This window comes from Brevibacterium permense (genome assembly GCF_013280495.1).
In the GTDB taxonomy this organism is placed as follows: domain Bacteria; phylum Actinomycetota; class Actinomycetes; order Actinomycetales; family Brevibacteriaceae; genus Brevibacterium; species Brevibacterium permense.
This window is the reverse complement of sequence record NZ_JABSSX010000020.1, coordinates 1-18984: the sequence shown is the minus strand read 5'-3', so window position 1 is coordinate 18984 and position 18984 is coordinate 1. Positions and strand designations below refer to the sequence as shown.

15 protein-coding genes and 3 tRNA genes are annotated in these 18984 nt (G+C 65.1%); 12 read left to right on the top strand and 6 right to left on the bottom strand.

Annotated elements, in window-relative coordinates; all coding sequences use genetic code 11:
- Positions 1-5 precede the first annotated feature (5 nt).
- The 6 genes from HK353_RS16010 (at position 6) to HK353_RS15985 (ending at position 6534) form a co-directional block, all read left to right on the top strand.
- Positions 6-1217, top strand: a complete 1212-nt coding sequence (locus HK353_RS16010; RefSeq protein WP_173157772.1) for an MFS transporter — start codon at positions 6-8, stop codon at positions 1215-1217.
- Between the two features lie 107 nt (positions 1218-1324).
- Positions 1325-2080, top strand: coding sequence for a peptidylprolyl isomerase (locus HK353_RS16005; RefSeq protein ID WP_173157770.1), 756 nt, complete (start codon positions 1325-1327; stop codon positions 2078-2080).
- Positions 2081-2277: 197 nt separating this feature from the next.
- The gene (locus HK353_RS16000) at positions 2278-3711 is read left to right on the top strand and encodes an MFS transporter (protein WP_217278539.1); all 1434 of its coding nucleotides are present in this window, start codon (positions 2278-2280) and stop codon (positions 3709-3711) included.
- A gap of 240 nt (positions 3712-3951) precedes the next feature.
- Positions 3952-4749, top strand: a complete 798-nt coding sequence (locus tag HK353_RS15995; protein ID WP_173157769.1) for a basic amino acid ABC transporter substrate-binding protein — start codon at positions 3952-3954, stop codon at positions 4747-4749.
- A gap of 226 nt (positions 4750-4975) precedes the next feature.
- Positions 4976-5770 carry an amino acid ABC transporter permease gene (locus tag HK353_RS15990; RefSeq protein ID WP_173157812.1) on the top strand — a complete coding sequence of 265 codons (795 nt, stop codon included), beginning with the start codon at positions 4976-4978 and terminating at the stop codon, positions 5768-5770.
- Positions 5770-6534, top strand: coding sequence for an amino acid ABC transporter ATP-binding protein (locus HK353_RS15985; protein WP_217278538.1), 765 nt, complete (start codon positions 5770-5772; stop codon positions 6532-6534). Before HK353_RS15990 ends, HK353_RS15985 begins: the two co-directional genes overlap by 1 nt.
- A gap of 14 nt (positions 6535-6548) precedes the next feature.
- On the opposite strand, the gene HK353_RS15980 is transcribed toward HK353_RS15985, so the two are convergent.
- Both HK353_RS15980 and HK353_RS15975 read right to left on the bottom strand, forming a co-directional pair.
- Positions 6549-7565 (bottom strand): proline racemase family protein, encoded by a 1017-nt coding sequence (locus tag HK353_RS15980; protein ID WP_173157767.1) that lies wholly within the window; start codon positions 7563-7565, stop codon positions 6549-6551.
- 12 nt (positions 7566-7577) lie between these two features.
- Positions 7578-10400 carry an aminotransferase class I/II-fold pyridoxal phosphate-dependent enzyme gene (locus HK353_RS15975; protein WP_173157765.1) on the bottom strand — a complete coding sequence of 941 codons (2823 nt, stop codon included), beginning with the start codon at positions 10398-10400 and terminating at the stop codon, positions 7578-7580.
- A gap of 188 nt (positions 10401-10588) precedes the next feature.
- Between HK353_RS15975 and HK353_RS15970 the strand changes: the two genes are divergently transcribed.
- Both HK353_RS15970 and HK353_RS15965 read left to right on the top strand, forming a co-directional pair.
- Entirely contained in the window at positions 10589-12310 is a 1722-nt protein-coding gene (locus HK353_RS15970) for a thiamine pyrophosphate-dependent enzyme (RefSeq protein ID WP_173157763.1), read from the top strand.
- Positions 12311-12352: 42 nt separating this feature from the next.
- Entirely contained in the window at positions 12353-13984 is a 1632-nt protein-coding gene (locus tag HK353_RS15965; RefSeq protein WP_173157761.1) for an amidohydrolase, read from the top strand.
- A gap of 62 nt (positions 13985-14046) precedes the next feature.
- Here the strand turns inward: HK353_RS15965 and HK353_RS15960 are convergent, their stop codons facing one another.
- Positions 14047-15408: an aminotransferase class III-fold pyridoxal phosphate-dependent enzyme gene (locus HK353_RS15960; RefSeq protein WP_173157810.1), complete on the bottom strand. Its 1362-nt coding sequence runs from the start codon at positions 15406-15408 to the stop codon at positions 14047-14049.
- Positions 15409-15499: 91 nt separating this feature from the next.
- On the opposite strand from HK353_RS15960, the gene HK353_RS15955 reads away from it, so the two are divergent.
- Positions 15500-16111 carry a YigZ family protein gene (locus HK353_RS15955; RefSeq protein WP_173157759.1) on the top strand — a complete coding sequence of 204 codons (612 nt, stop codon included), beginning with the start codon at positions 15500-15502 and terminating at the stop codon, positions 16109-16111.
- Between the two features lie 35 nt (positions 16112-16146).
- Here HK353_RS15955 and ybaK read toward each other — a convergent pair whose 3' ends face one another.
- A complete protein-coding gene (gene ybaK / locus HK353_RS15950) occupies positions 16147-16647 on the bottom strand; it encodes a Cys-tRNA(Pro) deacylase (protein WP_101546357.1) in 501 nt (166 codons plus the stop codon).
- A 208-nt stretch (positions 16648-16855) separates the two neighbouring features.
- Positions 16856-17203 carry a metallopeptidase family protein gene (locus tag HK353_RS15945; RefSeq protein WP_173157757.1) on the bottom strand — a complete coding sequence of 116 codons (348 nt, stop codon included), beginning with the start codon at positions 17201-17203 and terminating at the stop codon, positions 16856-16858.
- A gap of 168 nt (positions 17204-17371) precedes the next feature.
- On the opposite strand from HK353_RS15945, the gene HK353_RS15940 reads away from it, so the two are divergent.
- From HK353_RS15940 to HK353_RS15930, 3 genes are all read left to right on the top strand, one after another.
- Positions 17372-17444: transfer RNA gene (locus tag HK353_RS15940), tRNA-Glu, on the top strand.
- A gap of 37 nt (positions 17445-17481) precedes the next feature.
- Positions 17482-17555 (top strand) — tRNA-Asp (locus tag HK353_RS15935).
- 68 nt (positions 17556-17623) lie between these two features.
- Positions 17624-17696, top strand: a tRNA-Phe gene (locus HK353_RS15930).
- A 486-nt stretch (positions 17697-18182) separates the two neighbouring features.
- On the opposite strand, the gene HK353_RS15925 is transcribed toward HK353_RS15930, so the two are convergent.
- On the bottom strand, positions 18183-18749 hold the full coding sequence (locus HK353_RS15925; RefSeq protein ID WP_167200661.1) for a recombinase family protein: 567 nt from the start codon (positions 18747-18749) through the stop codon (positions 18183-18185).
- Positions 18750-18984 lie beyond the last annotated feature (235 nt).

The following is an 18984-nucleotide window of genomic DNA, read 5'->3' as shown; positions in this document are numbered from 1 at the left end:
GTCCCATGAGTGATGCCCCGGTCTCCCGCGGAGTCTACAAGTTCGCCGTCTTCGCCTTGGCGATCGGCGCCTTCGCCATCGGAGTGACCGAATTCGCGACCATGGGCCTTCTGCCGATGATCGCCGAGGAGCTGGGCATCACGGTCCCCCAGGCCGGACATGCGGTGTCGTTCTATGCGATCGGCGTCGTCGTCGGCGCACCCCTGATCACGACCATCGCCGCGCACATGGACCGCAAGTTGCTGCTCCTGTGCATGATGGGTCTCTTCGCTCTGGGCAACCTCGCCTCGATGCTCGCCCCGACGGCCGGGCTGTTCAACATCGCGCGCTTCGTCTCCGGTCTGCCGCACGGAGCCTACCTGGGCATCGGAGCCGTCGTCGCCGCCTCCCTCGTCCCGGCCAACCGCCGCGGCCGGGCCATGTCACGCGTCATGCTCGGCCTGACGATCGCGAACATCTTCGGCGTGCCCTTCGCCGCAGCCCTCGGCAATATGCTCGGATGGCGCAGCGCCTACGCCCTCGTCGCCGGTCTCGGAGTGCTCACCGTCATCATGGTCGCCGTCGGCGTTCCGCGCGTGAAGCTCGGCGCGGTGCCCTCGGCCCGCGGTGAGATCAAGGCGCTCGGTCGCGTCCAGATCATCCTCACCCTCGTTGCCGGATCAGTCGGCTTCGGCGGAATGTTCGCCGTCTACACCTACATCACCCCGACGATGACCGACGTCGCCGGCGTCCCCAGCGTCGCGATCCCGTGGGTGCTCGCCGTCTACGGCCTGGGCATGACCGCCGGATCTCTGATTGCAGGACCCCTGGTCGACAAGTCCATCGAGCGCTCGGCGACCGGCGGCATGATCCTCTCGGCTCTCGTGCTCGCCGCATTCGGCGCCTTCACCCACATCGCGGCCATTGCGATCATCGCCCTCTTCCTCATCGGCATCTCCGGGTCGATGATCACCACGGCCCTGCAGATGCGTCTGTTCCGCGAATCCCATGACGCCCCGAGCCTGTCCGCGGCCATGAACCATGCCGCCTTCAACCTCGCCAATGCGCTCGGCGCGTGGCTGGGCGGAATCGTCATCACCGCCGGCCTCGGCTACCGTGCACCGGCGTGGGTGGGCGTGGGCCTGTGCGTGTCCGGGCTCATCGTCATCTCCGTTGCGATCTTCCTTCGCCGAGGCGGCTCCCCCGACCCGAGCACCCGCACCTCCGTCGAGACCTGAGTCCTTGGGCTGTCGGCCTTGCGGCAAATCCAGGTCGCTATCGGATACTTCTCGGCGCTGAAAGTATCCGATGGTGACCTACGTTTGAGTGCCGATACGATGAACGCATGGATCACCCTGCGCCCAGTCGCTCTCATGCTCTGACCCGCCACTCGGATGAATCGACCCGTCGCCCGAAAGCAGCCCTTGTGCTGACCCTCGCTGCTTTCGCCGTCCTCGCCCTTCTGCTGCTGAGCGGATGCGGATCGTCTGATTCCGAAGGGGACTCCGGCGAGTCCTCTGAAGGATCGGACACCTCGGCCGCTGCGGGAACCTGCTCCTACCCTGCTGACTCGCAGTCCGGCGCGAAGGAAGTCGACGCTCCTGAAGAGAAGCCGCAGGCAAAAGGCAGCGTCGATGCCACCGTGGCGACGAGCGCCGGGGACCTCGCGGTGACCCTTGATGCCGATCGCGCTCCGTGCACCGTCAACAGCTTCCTGTCTCTGGCCGCGCAGAAGTACTTCGACGACACCGAATGCCACCGCCTGACCACCGAGGGCATCTTCGTCCTCCAATGCGGCGACCCCACAGGCACCGGCTCCGGCGGCCCAGGCTACTCGTTCGCCGATGAGCTCGACGGCTCCGAAACCTACCCGGCCGGCACTCTGGCCATGGCGAACTCCGGCCCGGATACGAACGGCTCCCAGTTCTTCGTCGTCTACGACGACAGCTCGCTGCCGCCCGACTACACCGTGTTCGGACAGCTGGATGAGAAGAGCACGAAGACCGTCGCGGATCTCGCTGCCAAGGGCACAGACTCCGGTGCCGGCGACGGCGCACCCAAAGAGAAGGTGACGATCGCCGAGGTCACCACCGCCGACTGACCGCCCGTCCGAGTCGTCCGGAACACTTCGACCACCTAGTAATCTCATTCGGTGAGACTCGGAAATCGCGTTCTGTGAGACGGGCGTAGTGTCTATTCGTCGCCGTCGACGCTGTGCCTGGCACAGCGCCGACGGCCTTTTCCATCGGCACGGACCACCCGCCCGTGCCTGCACTCACGAAACAGCGGAGCACCACCATGTCCACCGAAACACAGCCGGAGAATCCCTCCTCGGCACCCGGGGTCGACGACGCGATCGCGGCGACTCGGAAGAACAACACCCGCGGCAAGGTCCTGACCGCCTCGATGGTCGGCACCACGATCGAGTTCTTCGATTTCTACGCCTACGCCACGGCCTCCTCGCTGGTCTTCCCGGCCCTCTTCTTCCCCAATCAGACATCGACGACTCAGCTGCTGAGCTCGTTCGCGATCTTCGGCGTCGCCTTCGTCGCCCGCCCCCTCGGTTCGATCATCTTCGGTCACTTCGGTGACCGCATCGGCCGGAAGAAGACGCTCATCGCCTCCCTGCTCATCATGGGCATCGGCACCTTCCTCATCGGCCTGCTGCCGACCGCCAGCACCCCGGGCTGGGTCGTCCTCGCGCCGCTGTTCCTCGTCCTCCTGCGCTTCTGCCAGGGTGTCGGCCTCGGCGGCGAATGGTCGGGCGCGGCACTGCTGGCCACCGAGAATGCCCCGAAGGGCAAACGCGCCATCTGGGGCACCTTCCCACAACTCGGCGCCCCCGTCGGCTTCATCATCGCGAACCTGCTCTTCGTCGCCCTCGGCACCTGGACCTCCCCCGAGGCATTCCTCGCCTGGGGCTGGCGCATCCCATTCCTGCTCTCGGCCCTGCTCGTCGCCGTCGGCCTCTATGTCCGCATGTCGCTCATGGAGACCCCGGCGTTCCAGCTCGTCGCTCAGAAGCAGCAGATCTCGAAGGCCCCGCTCGGGCGGGTCTTCGCCACGAGCTGGAAGCCGCTCATCCTCGGCACGTTCATCATGCTCGCGACCTACGTGATCTTCTACTTCATGACCGCGTTCACCCTCACCTACGGCACCTCGCCGGCCACCCCCGAACAGGCTCAGACCGCCGCCGAGGCGGCCGGGAAGACCTTCGACCCTGCGGGCTTCGTCGCAGGGCTGGGGTACACGAAGAACGAGTTCCTCACCTACCTCATCATCGGCGTCGTGTTCTTCGGCATCTTCACCGTCGTCTCCGGACCACTGGCGGAGAAGCTGGGCCGCCGGAAGATGCTGCTGGGGGTGACCGTGCTCATCGCCGCCTACGGACTCGTCGTCAACGCCCTGTTCAACGCCGGCACCCCGGGAGTCATCATCGGTCTCATCGTCGGCTTCATCCTCATGGGGCTGACCTTCGGACCGATGGCCGCGTACCTGCCGGAGCTCTTCCCCGCCAACGTCCGCTACACCGGATCGGCGATCTCGTACAACATGTCCAGCGTCATCGGGGCCGGTCCCGCACCGTTCGCCATGGTCGCTCTGTGGCAGGCCGAAGGAGAGTCGATCTTCTACTGCGGCCTCTACATCATCGCCGCAGCGATCCTTACGATCATCGCCCTGTGGCTGGCCAAGGACACCTCGGAGATCGACATGGAGGATCAGCTGAGCTGAGATTCCTGAATCAGGGCCCGACCAACGTTTTCGTTGGTCGGGCCCTTTCGCATCCGCGGTCGGACGGCGGTCCCGGTCACCGGGAATGACTACGATTTCGTCACAACCGCCTCGGTGCTCATCAAAGCGTCATTGGTGTGACCCAGTTCACGGTAGGATTCCTCTCAGACATTGCCCAGATACGAATGTCCGGGCAATCCGTTTGCGTGACGACACGGTCACCGATCCCCTGGAGGAACCATGAAACGACGCTCGAGCCTGGCCATCGTGGCCGCCGGCGCCATGCTCGCCCTATCCGCCTGCGGCGGCGGAGGCGATTCCGAACCTGCAGCGACCGCCGAGGGCGGAGTCCCCCTGGTCAAGGAAAGCAAGCTGACCACCTGCACCCACCTGTCCTACCAGCCGTTCCAGTTCGAGAAGGACGGCGAGGTCGTCGGCTTCGACGTCGACATCGTCGACGCCGTGGCGAAGAAGCTCGGCGTCGAACAGGAGATCATCAACACCTCGTTCGAGACGATCACCTCGGGCGCGGAATTCAATCAGGACAAATGTGATGTCGCGGCTGCTGCGACGACGATCACCCCTGAACGCGAAGAGGCCACGGACTTCTCCGAACCGTACTTCGATGCGAACCAGGCGATCCTGACGAAGGCCGACAAGACCGCGAAGGACGAGAAAGCGCTCAAAGGCTTCAAGATCGCAGCTCAGTCCGGCACCACGGGCCTCGACTACGCCACGGAGAACTTCAAGGACTCCGAAGTCATCACCTACGAGGATCTGCCGCTCTCGCTTGAAGCGCTCAAGACCGGTCAGGTCGACGCCGTGATCAACGACAACGGCGTGCTCTACAACTACAACACCGAGAACAAGGGCTTCGCCGTCGGCTTCGATATCAAGACCGACGAGCACTACGGCATCTCGATGAAGAAGGGCAACACCGAGATGAAGAAGGCCGTGGACGACACGATCAAGGAGATCAAGGACAACGGCGAGTACGACAAGATCTACAAGAAGTGGTTCGGCGACGCACCGAAGTGACCACATGCGAATGGGCGGCCTGCTGCGATCTGTCGTTGCGGCGGGCCGCCCGTTCGGCTGAGCTCGACCGACCTGCCTGAGTCCCATCCGATCCTCACGGCACGCACCCAGGTGGGCACCCCCGCCACAGTTTCGAAGGACAACCATGTCAGTTCCCACAGCGAACGAGGACGGCCGCCAGACCGGCCCCGACGTCCCGGCCGCCACCGCCACGCCAAAAGCGAAGATGAGCAAACGCCAGAAGGCGAAGCTCTCCCGCGGCATCCAATACGCCATCCTCGTCGTCATCGCGATCCTCATCGTGATCTTCGCCGACTGGCCGAAGCTCATCGATTCCTTCGGCCGCATCGACATCGCCACCGGCATGTTCCCCGACGTCATCACGATGGCGCTGAAGAACACCGTGGTCTACACGTTCCTCGGCTTCGCCCTCGGCCTCGTCATCGCCCTGTTCGTCGCGCTCATGCGCCTGTCGTCGGTCGGCGTCTACCGCTGGCTCGCGACGATCTACATCGAGTTCTTCCGCGGACTGCCGGCCCTTGTCGTCTTCCTGGTCTTGGGATTCGGGCTCCCCGTCGCCTTCGATAATTTCAATCTACCGCAGCTCGTCATCATCATGATCGCCCTCGGACTCGTCTCCTCGGCTTATATGGCCGAGACGATCCGCGCCGGCATCCAAGCGGTGCCGAAAGGTCAGATCGAAGCCGCCCGGTCTCTCGGCATGTCCTCGTCGCGCGCGATGTTCACGATCGTCCTCCCGCAGGCGATGCGCATCATCCTCCCGCCGCTGACGAACGAGCTCATCCTGCTCGCGAAGGACTCGTCGCTGGCCTATATCCTCGGCTCCTCGGTCGACGGCCGTGAGCTCGCAGCGCTCGGCCGCGCCGAAATCGTCAACACCGCCAACCTCACCCCGTTCATCGTCATCGCGCTGTGCTACCTCATCATCACTGTCCCGCTGTCGTATCTGTCGCGGGTGCTCGAGCGCAAATACGGTTCCGCAGATTCAGGAGTGAAATGATGCACGCAGCGACCAAGGCCCCGATCATCGCGATCCGCAACCTGCAGAAGAGCTTCGGCACGAACCAGGTCCTCACCGACATCAACCTCGACGTCGACAAGGGAGAGGTCGTCTGCGTCATCGGCCCCTCGGGTTCAGGCAAGTCGACGATGCTCCGATGCATCAACACGCTCGAGACGCCCACCGGAGGATCGATCGTCGTCGACGGCATGGACATGACCGACCTCGATCTCGACATCGACGCCGCCCGCACCCGCATCGGCATGGTCTTCCAGTCCTTCAACCTCTTCGCCCATCTCACCGTGCGGGAGAACCTCACAATCGCGCAGACGAAGGTCCTGGGGCGATCGAAGGCCGAGGCCAACAAGGTCGCCGAGGCGAACCTCGCGAAGGTCGGGCTGTCCGAGAAGATGGAGGCCAAGCCCGGTTCGCTCTCCGGCGGTCAGCAGCAGCGGGTTGCGATCGCCCGGGCCCTGAGCATGGACCCCGACGTCATGCTCTTCGACGAGCCGACTTCGGCGCTGGACCCGGAGACCGTCGGTGACGTCCTCCAGGTCATGCGCAACCTCGCCGAGGCGGGAATGACAATGGTCGTCGTCACCCACGAGATGGAGTTCGCCCGGCAGGTCGCTGACCGCGTGGTCTTCATGGACGGCGGAGTCGTCGTGGAGGCTGGACCGGCCAAGGACGTCATCGGCAACCCGGCCGAGCAGCGGACGAAGGACTTCCTCTCCCGCGTCCTCCACCCCGGCCAGCTGGGCTAGCCGCCGGCCCTACTTCAGAGCGAGAAGCCGGCGGGGAACGGGTCGCTGGGGTCGAGCATGAACTGCGAGGTCGCGGTCAGCCAGGCGCTGCCGGTGATCGTCGGCACCACAGCCACATGCTCGCCAACTCTCGTCTCCTCAACGAGGCGTCCGGTGAACGAGGTGCCGATGAAGCACTCGTTGACGAAATCCGTGTTCAGGCCCAACTGCCCGCGGGCATGCCGGACGGCCATCAGCGCGCTCGTCCCTGTGCCTCCGGGCGACCGGTCGAGCCAGCCGGGATGGTTGATGAGCACATGACGCGCATCGGGGACTTCGCCATCGGGCCCGGGCTCCGTCGGCGGCGTCAGGAACACGACGTGCTCGCAGCCGCTGTAGCCGGTCACCGGATGCACCGGGTCGAGCTGCTCGTTGACCGCAGCCATGATCTCGCGACCGGCGGAGATGAAGTCCTCAGCCCGGTCGCGCTCGAAGGGGATGCCGACGTCGGCGGCGGAGACGAAGGCGTAGAAGTTCCCGCCGAAGCCGATGTCGCAGGCGATCGACCCTCGCCCGGGCACATCGACCGACTGGTCGAGGGCATGCGCATACGAGGGAACGTTGACGATGGTCACCGACTCGGCGCGACCGCCCCGGACGACCACCTCGGCGGTGATGAGCCCGATCGGGGTGTCGAGGCGCACGGTCGTGACGGGTTCGACGACGGGCACCATTCCCGTCTCGACGAGCACGGTCGCCACTGCGATCGTGCCGGCCCCGCACATCGGGAGCACGCCGGTGACCTCGATGAAGAGCACTCCCCAGTCCGCGTCGGCACGAGTCGGAGGCTGCAGGATCGCTCCTGAGAGCCACCCGTGGCCGCGGGGTTCGCACATGAGGAAGGTCCGCAGATCGTCGGAGTTCTCGATGAACCACTCCCGGCGCTCGGCCATGGACTCACCGGGGAATGGTCCCACTCCCCCGGTGACGACGCGCACGGGCAGTCCCTCGGTGTGTGCTTCGACGGTCTGGATGAGACGGGTGGTCTGCACGGTCGATCTCGCTCAGCTCTCCAGGACCTCTGTGAGGATGACGCGGTAGCCCTGGCGTGAGTCGTAGCCGTGGATCTCTCGGGTATCGAGCGCGGACATGAAGTCGAGCACCTCGGCGGTGATGACCTGTCCGGGCACGAGCACCGGGAATCCGGGCGGGTACGGAGTGACGAATCCGGCCGAGACCGGCTGCTCCCCGCTCTCGACGCGGCGTCTCAGCTCATGCGGCAGCACGTGCTCGATGTTCTGGCGACGCAGACCCGCATAGTAGGCGGTGCGCAGGTCGCCGTCGGGCAGCTGCTTCGACGGGTCGTCGGCGGGCACCTCGGCCGCGTAATCGGGGGCGAAGGCCGAGAAGTCCGGCAGCGGGGGCATCACCGCGGCCGGTTCGGTCAGCGCGTCCTGTTCGTGGAGCTCGTGCGGATCATTGAACATCCCCGCCAGTTTGACCAGCACCTCGATGAGGTAGGCGATGGCCGAGCGTGAGGTGCCGATGTTCGTCATGAACAGCACCGTGTTCCGGCTCGTCTTATTCACCTGGATGCCGTAGCGGTCCATGAGGTGCTCGTGCTTGAACGTGTCCCCGTCGACTCCCGTGCCCGAGATCTCAACGGTGATGCGGCTGGGATCGACGACGAATTCGTCGCGGACCCAGGCGTCCCACATCGTCGACAGTCCATCGCGCAGCGGCATCGTCCGTTCGGTGACCCGGTACTCCTCGGGGATGAGGTCGGCGGCGGTGAGCACCTTGAATGTCTTCTTCAGCAGCGGGTGACGCGCGATCGCCGAGGACAGGCTCATCGCCAGGTCGAGCTGCTTCTGCACGAGTGCGAAGCCCTCCATCTCCACCTGCCTGCGACCGAGGTCCAGGGAGGCGAGGATCTGGTAGTTCGGCGACGTCGAGGTGTGGGTCATGTACGCCTCGTGGAAGGCCTCCTCGGCGCCGGTGGAGAACTCCTGATCGTAGACGTGGATCATCGACCCCTGGCGCAGCGCGGTCAGGGTCTTATGCGTCGACTGGGTCGCGTACACGCGGATCGTCGCGTCAGGCGGCGGCAGCAGGTCCTCCTCCAGCCACACCGAATCGGGGGCCGGGGCACCGGTCTCGGGATCGAACAGGCGCTTCTGCTGCTCGCGGTACGCCGCTGCGTGGGCGTTGGTGGCGAGGTTCTCCTCGAGGGTCTCCGCGGCGACCATGGCGGTGCGCTTGCGGGTGACCGGGTGGAACCGGGCGAAGGCGAACCAGGCTTCGTCCCAGAGGAAGACGAGGTCGGGTTTGATCGCCAGGCATTCGGACATGACCTTGTAAGGGTCGTAGACGATGCCGTCGAAAGTGCAGTTGGTCAGGGTGATCATCCGCACCTCGTCAAGGCGGCCGGCGGCCCGGTAGTCGAGCAGCAGCTGCTTGATCCTGTTCAGCGGCACCGCCCCGTAGAAGGCGACGTCGTTGAGCGGGTACGCCTCGAGGTAGGCGGTGCGGGCACCGGTGAGCATGAGCGCATGATGGTGGGACTTGTGGCAGTTGCGGTCGACCATGACGACCTCGTCGGGTGAGACGACCGCCTGATGGACGATTTTGTTCGCCGTCGACGTGCCGTTCGTGACGAAGTACGTGCGCTTGGCACCGTACGCGCGGGCGGCCAGCGACTGCGCCTTCTTCAGCGTGTGCACCGGTGCCAGCAGGGAATCGAGCTCACCGGAGGTGGCGCTGGATTCGGCGAGCAGCAGGTTGAGCCCGTAGAAGTCGACGAAATCACCGATCCACTTCGACCCGACGACGGAGCCGCCGCGGGAGACGGGCAGTGCGTGGAAGACACCGGCCGGACGGCGGGCGTGCTCACGGATCGCGTCGAAGAACGGAGTGTCGTAGAGGTGCTGGATGCGGCGCAGCAGGGACAGGTGGAGCTCGAACTGGTCCTCGCGGCGGAAGACGCGACGGAACCGGTGGGTCAGAGCACCTGCGAGGCTTTCGATATGGGCGCCTGCCATGAGGTAAAGGTCGAGCTCGGGGCGCAGATTCGCCAGAGTGTCGGCCAGCCGCAGCACCCGGCGCACCGAATTGAGCGGACTCATCGGCGCCGTCGGCGACTCCTTCGTCGAGGTGTGCGCGAACTCGATAGAATCGCGCAGGTCACGGCTGAGCACCTCGCGGGTGTTGTCAGTGAAACCGGGACGGATGACGCAGGCGAGCAGGTTCGGGTTCGTCAGGGCCGCCGCCACCGCATCGTCGGCGGTGGGCACGATCACGTAGTCATAGATGAACTGGTCGGAGGCGTTGCGGAGTTTGAGCAGATCCGTGTGCAGCTCATCGCGGCCGCCCTCGGTGGTCTCGTCGACGATGAGGACCTCGAAGCGAGGACGGGTGTCCTGGCGGTCCTTGAGTTCGGCGCGCTCATCCTCGGTGAGGTCGTCTTCACCGGTATCGGGCACGGTGGTGCCGCGCAGCCGATTGACCGCACGCGTGATCATGTCGTGCGCGCGGTCGAATTCGCCGTTCGAGAGCAGGTCGGTGATCTCCTCGACATAGCGCTGACCGAAACCGGCCCAGTAGAGCTCGATCGTCTTCAGCGAACGCAGCGAGCGCCACACCTCGCCGTCTTCGGCGATCATCGAGAAGTCCCCGCCGCTGACGGCCAGGCGTTTGATCGCGAACTTCAGGTACTCCCACGCGTCCGAACGCAGCCGCCACGTGCTCGCCGGCATTCCCGGATCCCGTTCGAGCTGGGCCCGGCGCGGTGTCGAGGGTGCTCCTGCGCGACCGTGCCTGCGGCCGCCGCCGAGGTCGGCGGGCTCAAACTCCTGCGCCGTTGCCTGGTCGGAGTCGATTCCGGTCATGCGAGAGCCTCCTGGCTGTCAGTCTCAGTCCCCACCCCGGTCCGGTGTGGAATTCCTGCTCACGGGCTCAGTCGGCGGGCCGTACTGATTCCGTTGTTGCACGATCATACGACCTCACAGTTTCGAATGGGCAGGGTGGTGGGCAGTTGAGACAACCACAGGAGGCGAAATGATGATAAGCATGGGGTATGGACACCTCCGCGTCTCTTTCTGCAGGTCATCTCATCGTCGAGGAACTCGAAACACACGGAGTCACTCGCACCTATCTGGTTCCCGGCGAGTCGTATCTCGACGTCATCGACGGACTCCGCGATTCGGCTATCACCCCGATCGTCTGCCGCCAGGAGGGCGGGGCCGCATATATGGCCGTCGCCGAGGGGCGGATGACCGGAGTGCCCGGCATCGCCATGGTCACGCGTGGTCCCGGTGCGGCGAACGTCAAGGTCGGAGTCCACACCGCCTACCAGGATGCGACCCCGCTCGTCGTCTTCGTCGGCCTCATCCCCACCGATCATCGCGGTCGCGAATCCTTCCAGGAATTCGATCTAGACGGCTGGTTCTCCTCGACCGCAAAGAAGGTGCTCACCCTCGATGACCCCGATAAGGCCGCCGAGGTGGTCGTCGACGCCATGCACACCGCCGTGACCGGGCGGCCCGGTCCCGTCATCGTCGGTCTGCCCGAAGAGGTCCTCGTCCGCCCGAGTTCGGGAACGGTGCTGCCCCCTCGCGTGCACGGTTCGGCCTCACCGTATGCCGGGGACGTCACGGAGCTGCGCGCCCGCATCACCGCCGCCGACCGTCCCGTGCTCATCATCGGCGGCGAGGACTGGTCGCCGTCGACCTCACGGCGCATCGCCCAGTGGTCACGCGACCGCGGCCTCGGAGTGCTCGGCACCTTCCGTGCCTATGACGGCATCGACCACGACAGTCCGAACTTCCTCGGCATCTTGGGCTACGGTGCTTCCCCCGTCGCGAAGAGGGTCTTCGCCGAGGCGGACCTGCACATCTTCTTGGGCTGTGTTCGCACGGACGTGGCCACCGATGGGTTCAGCAACGGCGTCGACCAGCGCACCGTCGTCATCGGCCCCGATGCCGATGCGCACGGTCACTTCGGTCGGCTCGACCAGCACATCGTCACCTCGGTCGGCCGGTTCGCCCAGTCCCTGTTCACCGAGGAGGGAACCCGCACGTATTCGGTGTCCTCCGACGGCTCGATCGACGAACCGCCGCTTGGTGATGTCCTGTCCGAGGCGGCCGGGGAGGCCGTGCCGCTGCCGGCTTGGGTCGCCGAGGCCCGGGCCGAGATCGAGGCGTGGCGGACACCGCTGGTGGCGGACTCGGGGTCGGCCGCCTCGGCGGGATTCGTCGACATGGACGAAGCCTTCGTCCATGTGCAGGACCTGCTGCCGGACGACGCGATCATCACCTACGGGGCGGGGAACTTCTCCGGCTGGGCGACCCGGTTCCTGCCTACGCACAGGTTCCCCTCGGCGCTGGGCCCGCGCAACGGATCGATGGGATTCGGTCTGCCGGCTGCGGTCGCCGCCGCCCTCGCCCATCCGAAACGGGCGGTGTTCTGCATCGCCGGCGACGGGGATTTCCTCATGAACGGGCAGGAGATGGCTACGGCCGTCCAGTACGGCGCGGACATCACCGTCGTGCTCAACGACAATTCGGTCTACGGCACGATCCGCGGCCATCAGGACCGCGAATATCCGGGCCGGGCCACGGCCACGGCCCTTAAGAACCCGGATTTCGCAGCCATGGCCACGGCGTTCGGCGGGTTCGGCATCCGCGTCGAGCGGACCGAGGACTTCCGCGACGCGTTCGAACAGGCGCTGGAGCACAAGGGGCTCTCGCTCGTCCACTGCATCACGGATCCGGCCGTGCGCGGGGCGCGCCTGCCGTGAACTCTCGCGGCGACGGCGGGCGAATCTGGCTAAGGTGACCGTATGAGAATCGACGCGATCTTCACCGACCTCGACGCACACACCCTTGATCCGTCGCGCCCGCGGGCGCAGAAGATCGGGGTGTGGGGCAACCGCATCATCGGCTTCGATGAGGAGCTCGACGGCATTGAGGCCGATCGTGTCGAGTCCCTGGGCGGGGCGACGGTGCTGCCGGGCTTCAACGATGTGCACTGCCACACGACCTGGTTCGGTCTCACCCTGGCTTCGGTCGATGTCACGGCGCTGCCCGGCGGTCTGCCCGATGTGTATGCGGCGCTCGAGAAGGCCGTGGCGACGACTCCGTCCGGGGAGTGGATCGAAGCCACGGGGTATGCCCACCGTGACTACGACGGGCAGTATCCGGACCTGGCCAGACTCGACGAGATCACCGGTGATCGTCCCCTGTTCATGCGGCAGACGTCCGGTCATGCCGCGATCGCCAACACCGAGGCGATGCGTCGGGCGGGGATCCTGGAGCCCGGTTTCGAGGAGCCGGTCGGCGGCAAGGTCGTGCGTGACGCGGCCGGACATCCGACAGGGCTGATCGAAGAGACCGCGCAGACTCTGGTGCAGGATCTCATCCGCCCGTATTCGCTCGACACCGTCGTCGACGCCCTCGATCTGGCGACTGCCTACTACGCGAGGGAAGGCATCACGTCCTTCGGCGAATGCGGTATCGCGTACGGCTGGATCGGCCACTCCCCCATTGAGATCAGCGGCTATCTGCGGGCTCGGGAGGAGGGGAAGCTGCGGGCGCGGGCTCAGCTCATGCCGCAGGCCGACGGGCTGCACCCGATCGCGGCGAACTCCGCCGACGGGTTCGGCATCGGTCTGGATGCGGGACTGCGCACCGGCCTCGGCGATGATCTCATCTCGATCGGGCCCGTGAAGTTCTTCATGGACGGTGCCTTGTCCGGCGAGACCGCGGCGCTGCGGGAGAACTATGCGGGCAAGGACCACCCCGGTTATCTGCAGGACGACGCGGAGGTGCTGCGGCAGCAGATTCTCGACACCTATGCCTCCGGGTGGTCGTTGGCCGTGCACGCCATCGGTGATGCCGCCGTGGATGCCGCGGTCGCCAACATCGTCGAGGCGCAGAAGCGCTATGGCCGCCGGGTGGTGCCCAACCGGATCGAGCATGCCGCATTGGTCCATGACGAGCATCTGGCGACGCTGGCCGAGCACGGTATCGTCGTCACCCCGCAGGCGGCGTTCGCCGATGGCATCGGGGACGGGATGAACGCTTCGCTCGGGCCGGACCGCCGGCACCTGATCTACCGGGCGAAGTCGTTCGTCGATGCGGGTGTGCCGATGGCCGGCAGCTCTGACCGTCCCTGCGCCGACGGGAATGTGCTGCGCGGAATCGAAGCCTTCGTCACCCGCAGGACCCGGGGCGGGGATGTCATGGGCTCGGCTGCCGAAGCCTTGAGCGTCGATGAGGCGATCGCCGCCTATACGGTCGAGGCGGCGAAGGCCTCGGGCCAGGGCGCCGACAAGGGGACGCTGAGCCGCGGCAAACTCGCCGACTTCGTCGCCTTGGAGACTCACCCAGCCAACGTCGCGGCGGACGAGATCGCACAGATCCCCGTCCGCGCGACCGTCTTGGGCGGCAACTACACCCACACCTCCCCCTAATTGCTACCTGACGGCGGCTCAGCAACCTCGCGCGAGGTTGCTGGGCCGCCGTCAGGTAGTTCCTAGCGGGGGAAGTCTAAGTCGGTGAGGACCTTCTCGAAGACTCCGAGTCCGCGCTCGAGGTCCTCTTCGCTGATGTTGATCGGCGGGACCACGTGCAGCCGGTGGTAGTTGTTGAACGGGATGACGCCGTGTTCCTTCAGCGCCGCCACCACCGAGGCGACCTCGGGTGAGCCGCCGCCGTAGGGCGCCAGCGGTTCCTTGGATTCCTTGTCCCAGACGAGTTCGATCGCCCAGAACGCTCCGGTGCCGCGGACCTCGCCGACGTGCTTCGAATTCTCCGCGATCTGCCGCAGACGGGGTCCGATGATCGTCTCTCCGATATGGGCGGCGTGTTCGATCATGCCCTCGTCGGCCATCGCGTTGATCGTCGCGACCGCGGCCGCGCACGCCAGCGGGTGCCCGGAGTAGGTCAGCCCGCCGGGGTAGACGCGTTCGGCGAAGGTCTCGAAGATCGCGTCATTGATGACGACTCCGCCCAGCGGCACGTATCCGGAGTTCACTCCCTTGGCGAAGGTGATGAGGTCGGGCACGATGTCGAAGTGTTCGAAGGCGAACCACTTGCCCGACCGTCCGAATCCGGCCATCACCTCGTCGGCGATGAGCACGATTCCGAACTCGTCGCACAGCGCCCGCACACCCTGCATGTACTCCGGACTGGGCACCATGATGCCGGCGGTGCCGGGAATGGATTCGAGGATGATCGCGGCGATCGTCCCCGGTCCCTCGAGTTCGATGGTCCGGCGCAGGTGCTGCAGGGCACGTTCGGTCTCTTCCGCCTCGGTGGCGGCGTGGAACTCCGAGCGGTAGAGGAAGGGTCCGAAGAAGTGGACGACGCCGGAATCCCCGGTCTCGTTCTCCCACCTGCGCGGGTCGCCGGTGACGTTGACGGCTGTCTGGGTTCCACCATGGTAGGACCGGTAGCGGGAGAGCACCTTCGTTCGCCCGGTGTGCAGCCGCGCCATGCGGATGGCGTGTTCGTTCGCGTCCGCTCCGCCGTTGGTGAAGAACACGTGGTCGAGTCCTGCCGGAGTGCGTTCGGTGATGAGTCGGGCCGCCTCGGACCGGGCGGCGTTGACGGTGGCCGGGCTGATCGTGCACAGCACATCGGCTTGGTCTTTGATCGCCTGCACGACGGCCGGATGCTGGTGGCCGATGTTCGTGTTCACCAGCTGCGAGGAGAAGTCGAGGAACTCCTGCCCCTCACCGTCGATGACCGTCGATCCCTGTGCGCGGGCGACGGTCGGCGGGTCGATGAGTCGCTGTGCCGACCACGAGTGGAAGACGTGCGCGCGGTCGAGTTCACGGGCTCGGGCGGATTCGTCTTTGAGCGCTGCCAGATCGGCGTCGCTGAGGTGGTCCACCGTTGTCACCCTTTCACTGAAGTACCGGGGATGAGCGCGGAATCCGCGCCCGTGGGGTCATCGTAGAACACATTCGACTACAGTGACGAGCATGTCTTACCGGACCATCGTCAGCCCCGTCGAGGCCGAGATCGAGATCAAGAGATCCCGTTTCCTCACCCGCCTCTCCCCCGCCGCGGATGAGGCCGAGGCCAGGGCCGTCATCGCCGAGGCACGCGCCGAGCATCCGAAGGCCCGCCACCATTGTTCGGCGTTCGTCCTCGACACCGATTCGCGCACTCGGCGCTTCAGCGATGACGGGGAACCGGCCGGCACGGCGGGCGCTCCGATCCTCGATGTCGTCACCGGTCATGATCTGACCTTCGTCGTCGCCGTCGTCACTCGGTATTTCGGGGGCACCCTGCTGGGTGCGGGCGGGCTCGTGCGCGCTTACGGTCAGGCCACCTCGGCGGCGGTTGATGCCGCACATATCGTCACCCGGCATGAGCGCGTTCCCGTGTCCGCGCACGTCGACTATGCCCAGGCCAACGCCCTGGAGCGGGCGGCCGGGAATCGGGGCTGGACGACGCGGGCCGACTACGGCGGTGAGGTCGGACTCGAGGTCCTGGTTCCCCTCGCCGAGGTGGCCGATGCCGTGGCGATGTACGCCGACCTCACCGCCGGTCGGGCAGAGCCCGAGGTCGGTGAGGTCGAATGGGTGTGAGGCCGGGGATCGCCGCTCAGATCAGCGAGAGCTGATCAGTCGAGCGCGGCGATCTTCGCGACCTGGGCGTTCGTGAGCATGACGAGATCCTCGGGGCGGATCTCGATCTCGAGACCGCGACGGCCGGCCGAGACGAACACTGTCGAATGGTCGAGCGCTGTGCGGTCGACGACGACCGGCACTGCATGGCGCTGTCCGAACGGCGAGACTCCGCCGACGGGGTAGCCGGTGCGGCGTTCGGTCTCGGCGACGCCGGACAGCTGGGCCTTCTTCGCTCCGCGTGCGGACGCCAGGGCTTTGAGGTCGAGCTGACCGGAGACGGGGACGAGCGCCGTCACGGGCTGCCCGTCGACCTGGATCATCAACGTCTTAAACACCTGGTCGGAGCTGACGCCGAGTTTGTCGGCGGCCTCAGAACCGTAACGGCGGGTGGCAGGGTCATGGTCGAAGCTGCGCAGGCTGTAGTCGATGCCTGCCAGGTTGAGCACTCGCACGGCCGGGGTCGCCGCGCTGGAAGTCTTGGATGCAACTGTCATAAGGGGGTAGTGCCTCCTGCCCGCAGGTCAGCGGGGGCCAGGAGGCGCAGCTTTCACGGCTCCGTGTCCCCGCATCGATACGGACGGAATGTTGTATCGGTGCTGATAGGTACCCGCCCACAATAGGCGAAGTAGGCTTGCGGACGCCAATTCCCCTGACGTCAAGTGACTCGTCGGTAAGCCCGTCAGCCCCTTCAACCGGAGACGCTCACCCCCACCCGAGTTCGTGGAGCCGATCGTCATCGAGCCCATAGAAATGGGCGATCTCATGCACGATGGTGACGACGATCTCCTCGCGCAGGTGGTCCCTGTCCTCGGCGAAGTCGATGAGGTTGTCGCGATAGATGAAGATGTTGTCGGGCATCTCGAACCCCGCGATCCCCCGCTCCCCGATCGGTGTGCCCTCGTAGAGGCCGAGCAGGTGCCGGTCACCGTCCTCGGGCCGGTCCTCGACGAACAGGGCGACATTGTCCAGCTGTTCGGTCACCCCGGCGGGCAGCAGATCCAGGGCTTCGCCGAGGATCGCATCGAACTCCTCATCACTCAGAGCCTCCATGCCTCCCACTCTAGCGACTTCGATCCCCTCGCCGAGGCGGCCCTGCGGAGCGTCCGAAGCCACCGTTTTCGGCGTGTGACCGAGGACACTCTGTTTCGTTTTGCATTCCGCGAATCGGGTGGGATAAGCTTAACGTCGTTGCCCACGGGGAATCCGAGGACAACCTGGGCCCCCATCGTCTAGAGGCCTAGGACACCGCCCTTTCACGGCGGCGACACGGGTTCGAATCCCGTTGGGGGTACGGTGTAAGATCGTAAGGTCTTCCATCACAGCAGCAAGGCCCTGTGGCGCAGTTGGTTAGCGCGCCGCCCTGTCACGGCGGAGGTCGCGGGTTCGAGTCCCGTCAGGGTCGCGGAGCATAAGGCTCTTCTTCGGAAGAGCCTTTGTTTCTCTCGACATACTTATGTATGTCGGCGGCTCGGCTCTGTAGCTCAGTTGGTAGAGCGTTCGACTGAAAATCGAAAGGTCACCGGATCGACGCCGGTCGGAGCCACAACACGAAGGCCTCGCCTTCCCAGTTAAACACTGGGGAAGCGGGGCCTTTTCGCTTTTGCATTTGACACCGCTGCTGGTTTGTGCGCGTGGATGCTTCGAGTCTCTTGCTCAAACTCGTGGATGTTTTTTGGATGTTTTTGGATGCGCCTCCGGGCCGGGGCGCGACGCTTCGCAGGGCAGCAACTCCGATCCCTTCTCTACGGCCAGCGTGTTGACCCTGGCAAATTTCCCGTACCTCGCCATAGATTGCAGAGCACAACCACGAGGAGGTGAGCGAGAGTGACTGAAGTCCCAAATATATGTAAGTGTGGAGGATCGGTGAAGCTGATCCGTCCGCGAGAGCAGAGCCTAGTTGGTGAGCGCGTTTGGACGTGCGTGAAGTGCGGACGCATCTACGCCACTGTCTCTGACTGAAACCTGACTCAATCTAGATTCAACAACGGCCCCGGCTTCATTGCCGGGGCCGGGTCGGCGAAGATACACCTCATGCGCTCTTGAGGGCGGTGTAGAGCGTCTGTCGGCTAACACCGAGGCCTCGGGCGAGGTCGGCGACACTAACGCCGTCCTGCCGCATCTGAGCGGCTTCCGCGACCTGTTCATCCGTGAGCTTCTTTGGGCGGTGGGCGTATGCTCCGCGTGCTTTCGCGGCGGCGATCCCTTCGGCCTGCCTTTCCTTGATAGTTTCGCGTTCGAGTTCTGCGAACGCACCCATAACCGCGAGCATGAACTTCCCCTGGGCTGAGTTAATGTTCATTTCGGGAGTGTCGAGGAATTCGACGCTCACGCCTTTGTCGTTGAGTTCTTGGACGATAGCGAGCAGGTCTCGCGTCGAACGTGCGAGCCGGTCAATCGACTTCACACGAACAACGTCGCCTTCGCGTGCGTGATCCATCATGGCTTTGAGCTGGGGGCGGTCGCGATCTTTGGCTGAGACTTTCTCGACGTAGAGTTTGTCGTGGTCTCCGGCGGCGGCGAGCGCTTCGAGCTGCCGTGCTTCGTTCTGCTCTGCCGTCGAAACACGAACGTAGGCGAGTGTCTGGCCCTTGGTCATTTTGATTCCCTTTGTTTTGAGCGACGACCTCCTGCCGTCTGCGTCTAACTGAACTCTAGACATGGTTGGACAGTGTGTCAAGAAACCAATTTCGACTGTCGTTAGACGCTAGATTGTGAGCTTCAGCGATGAATGGCGGTTGTTTTACAGACTGAGATGGCGGCTCAAGTCGAGAAGGATTAATAGGCGAGTCTCTTCCGGTCCATATCGTGGTCGTCGAGACTACCTAGAGCGG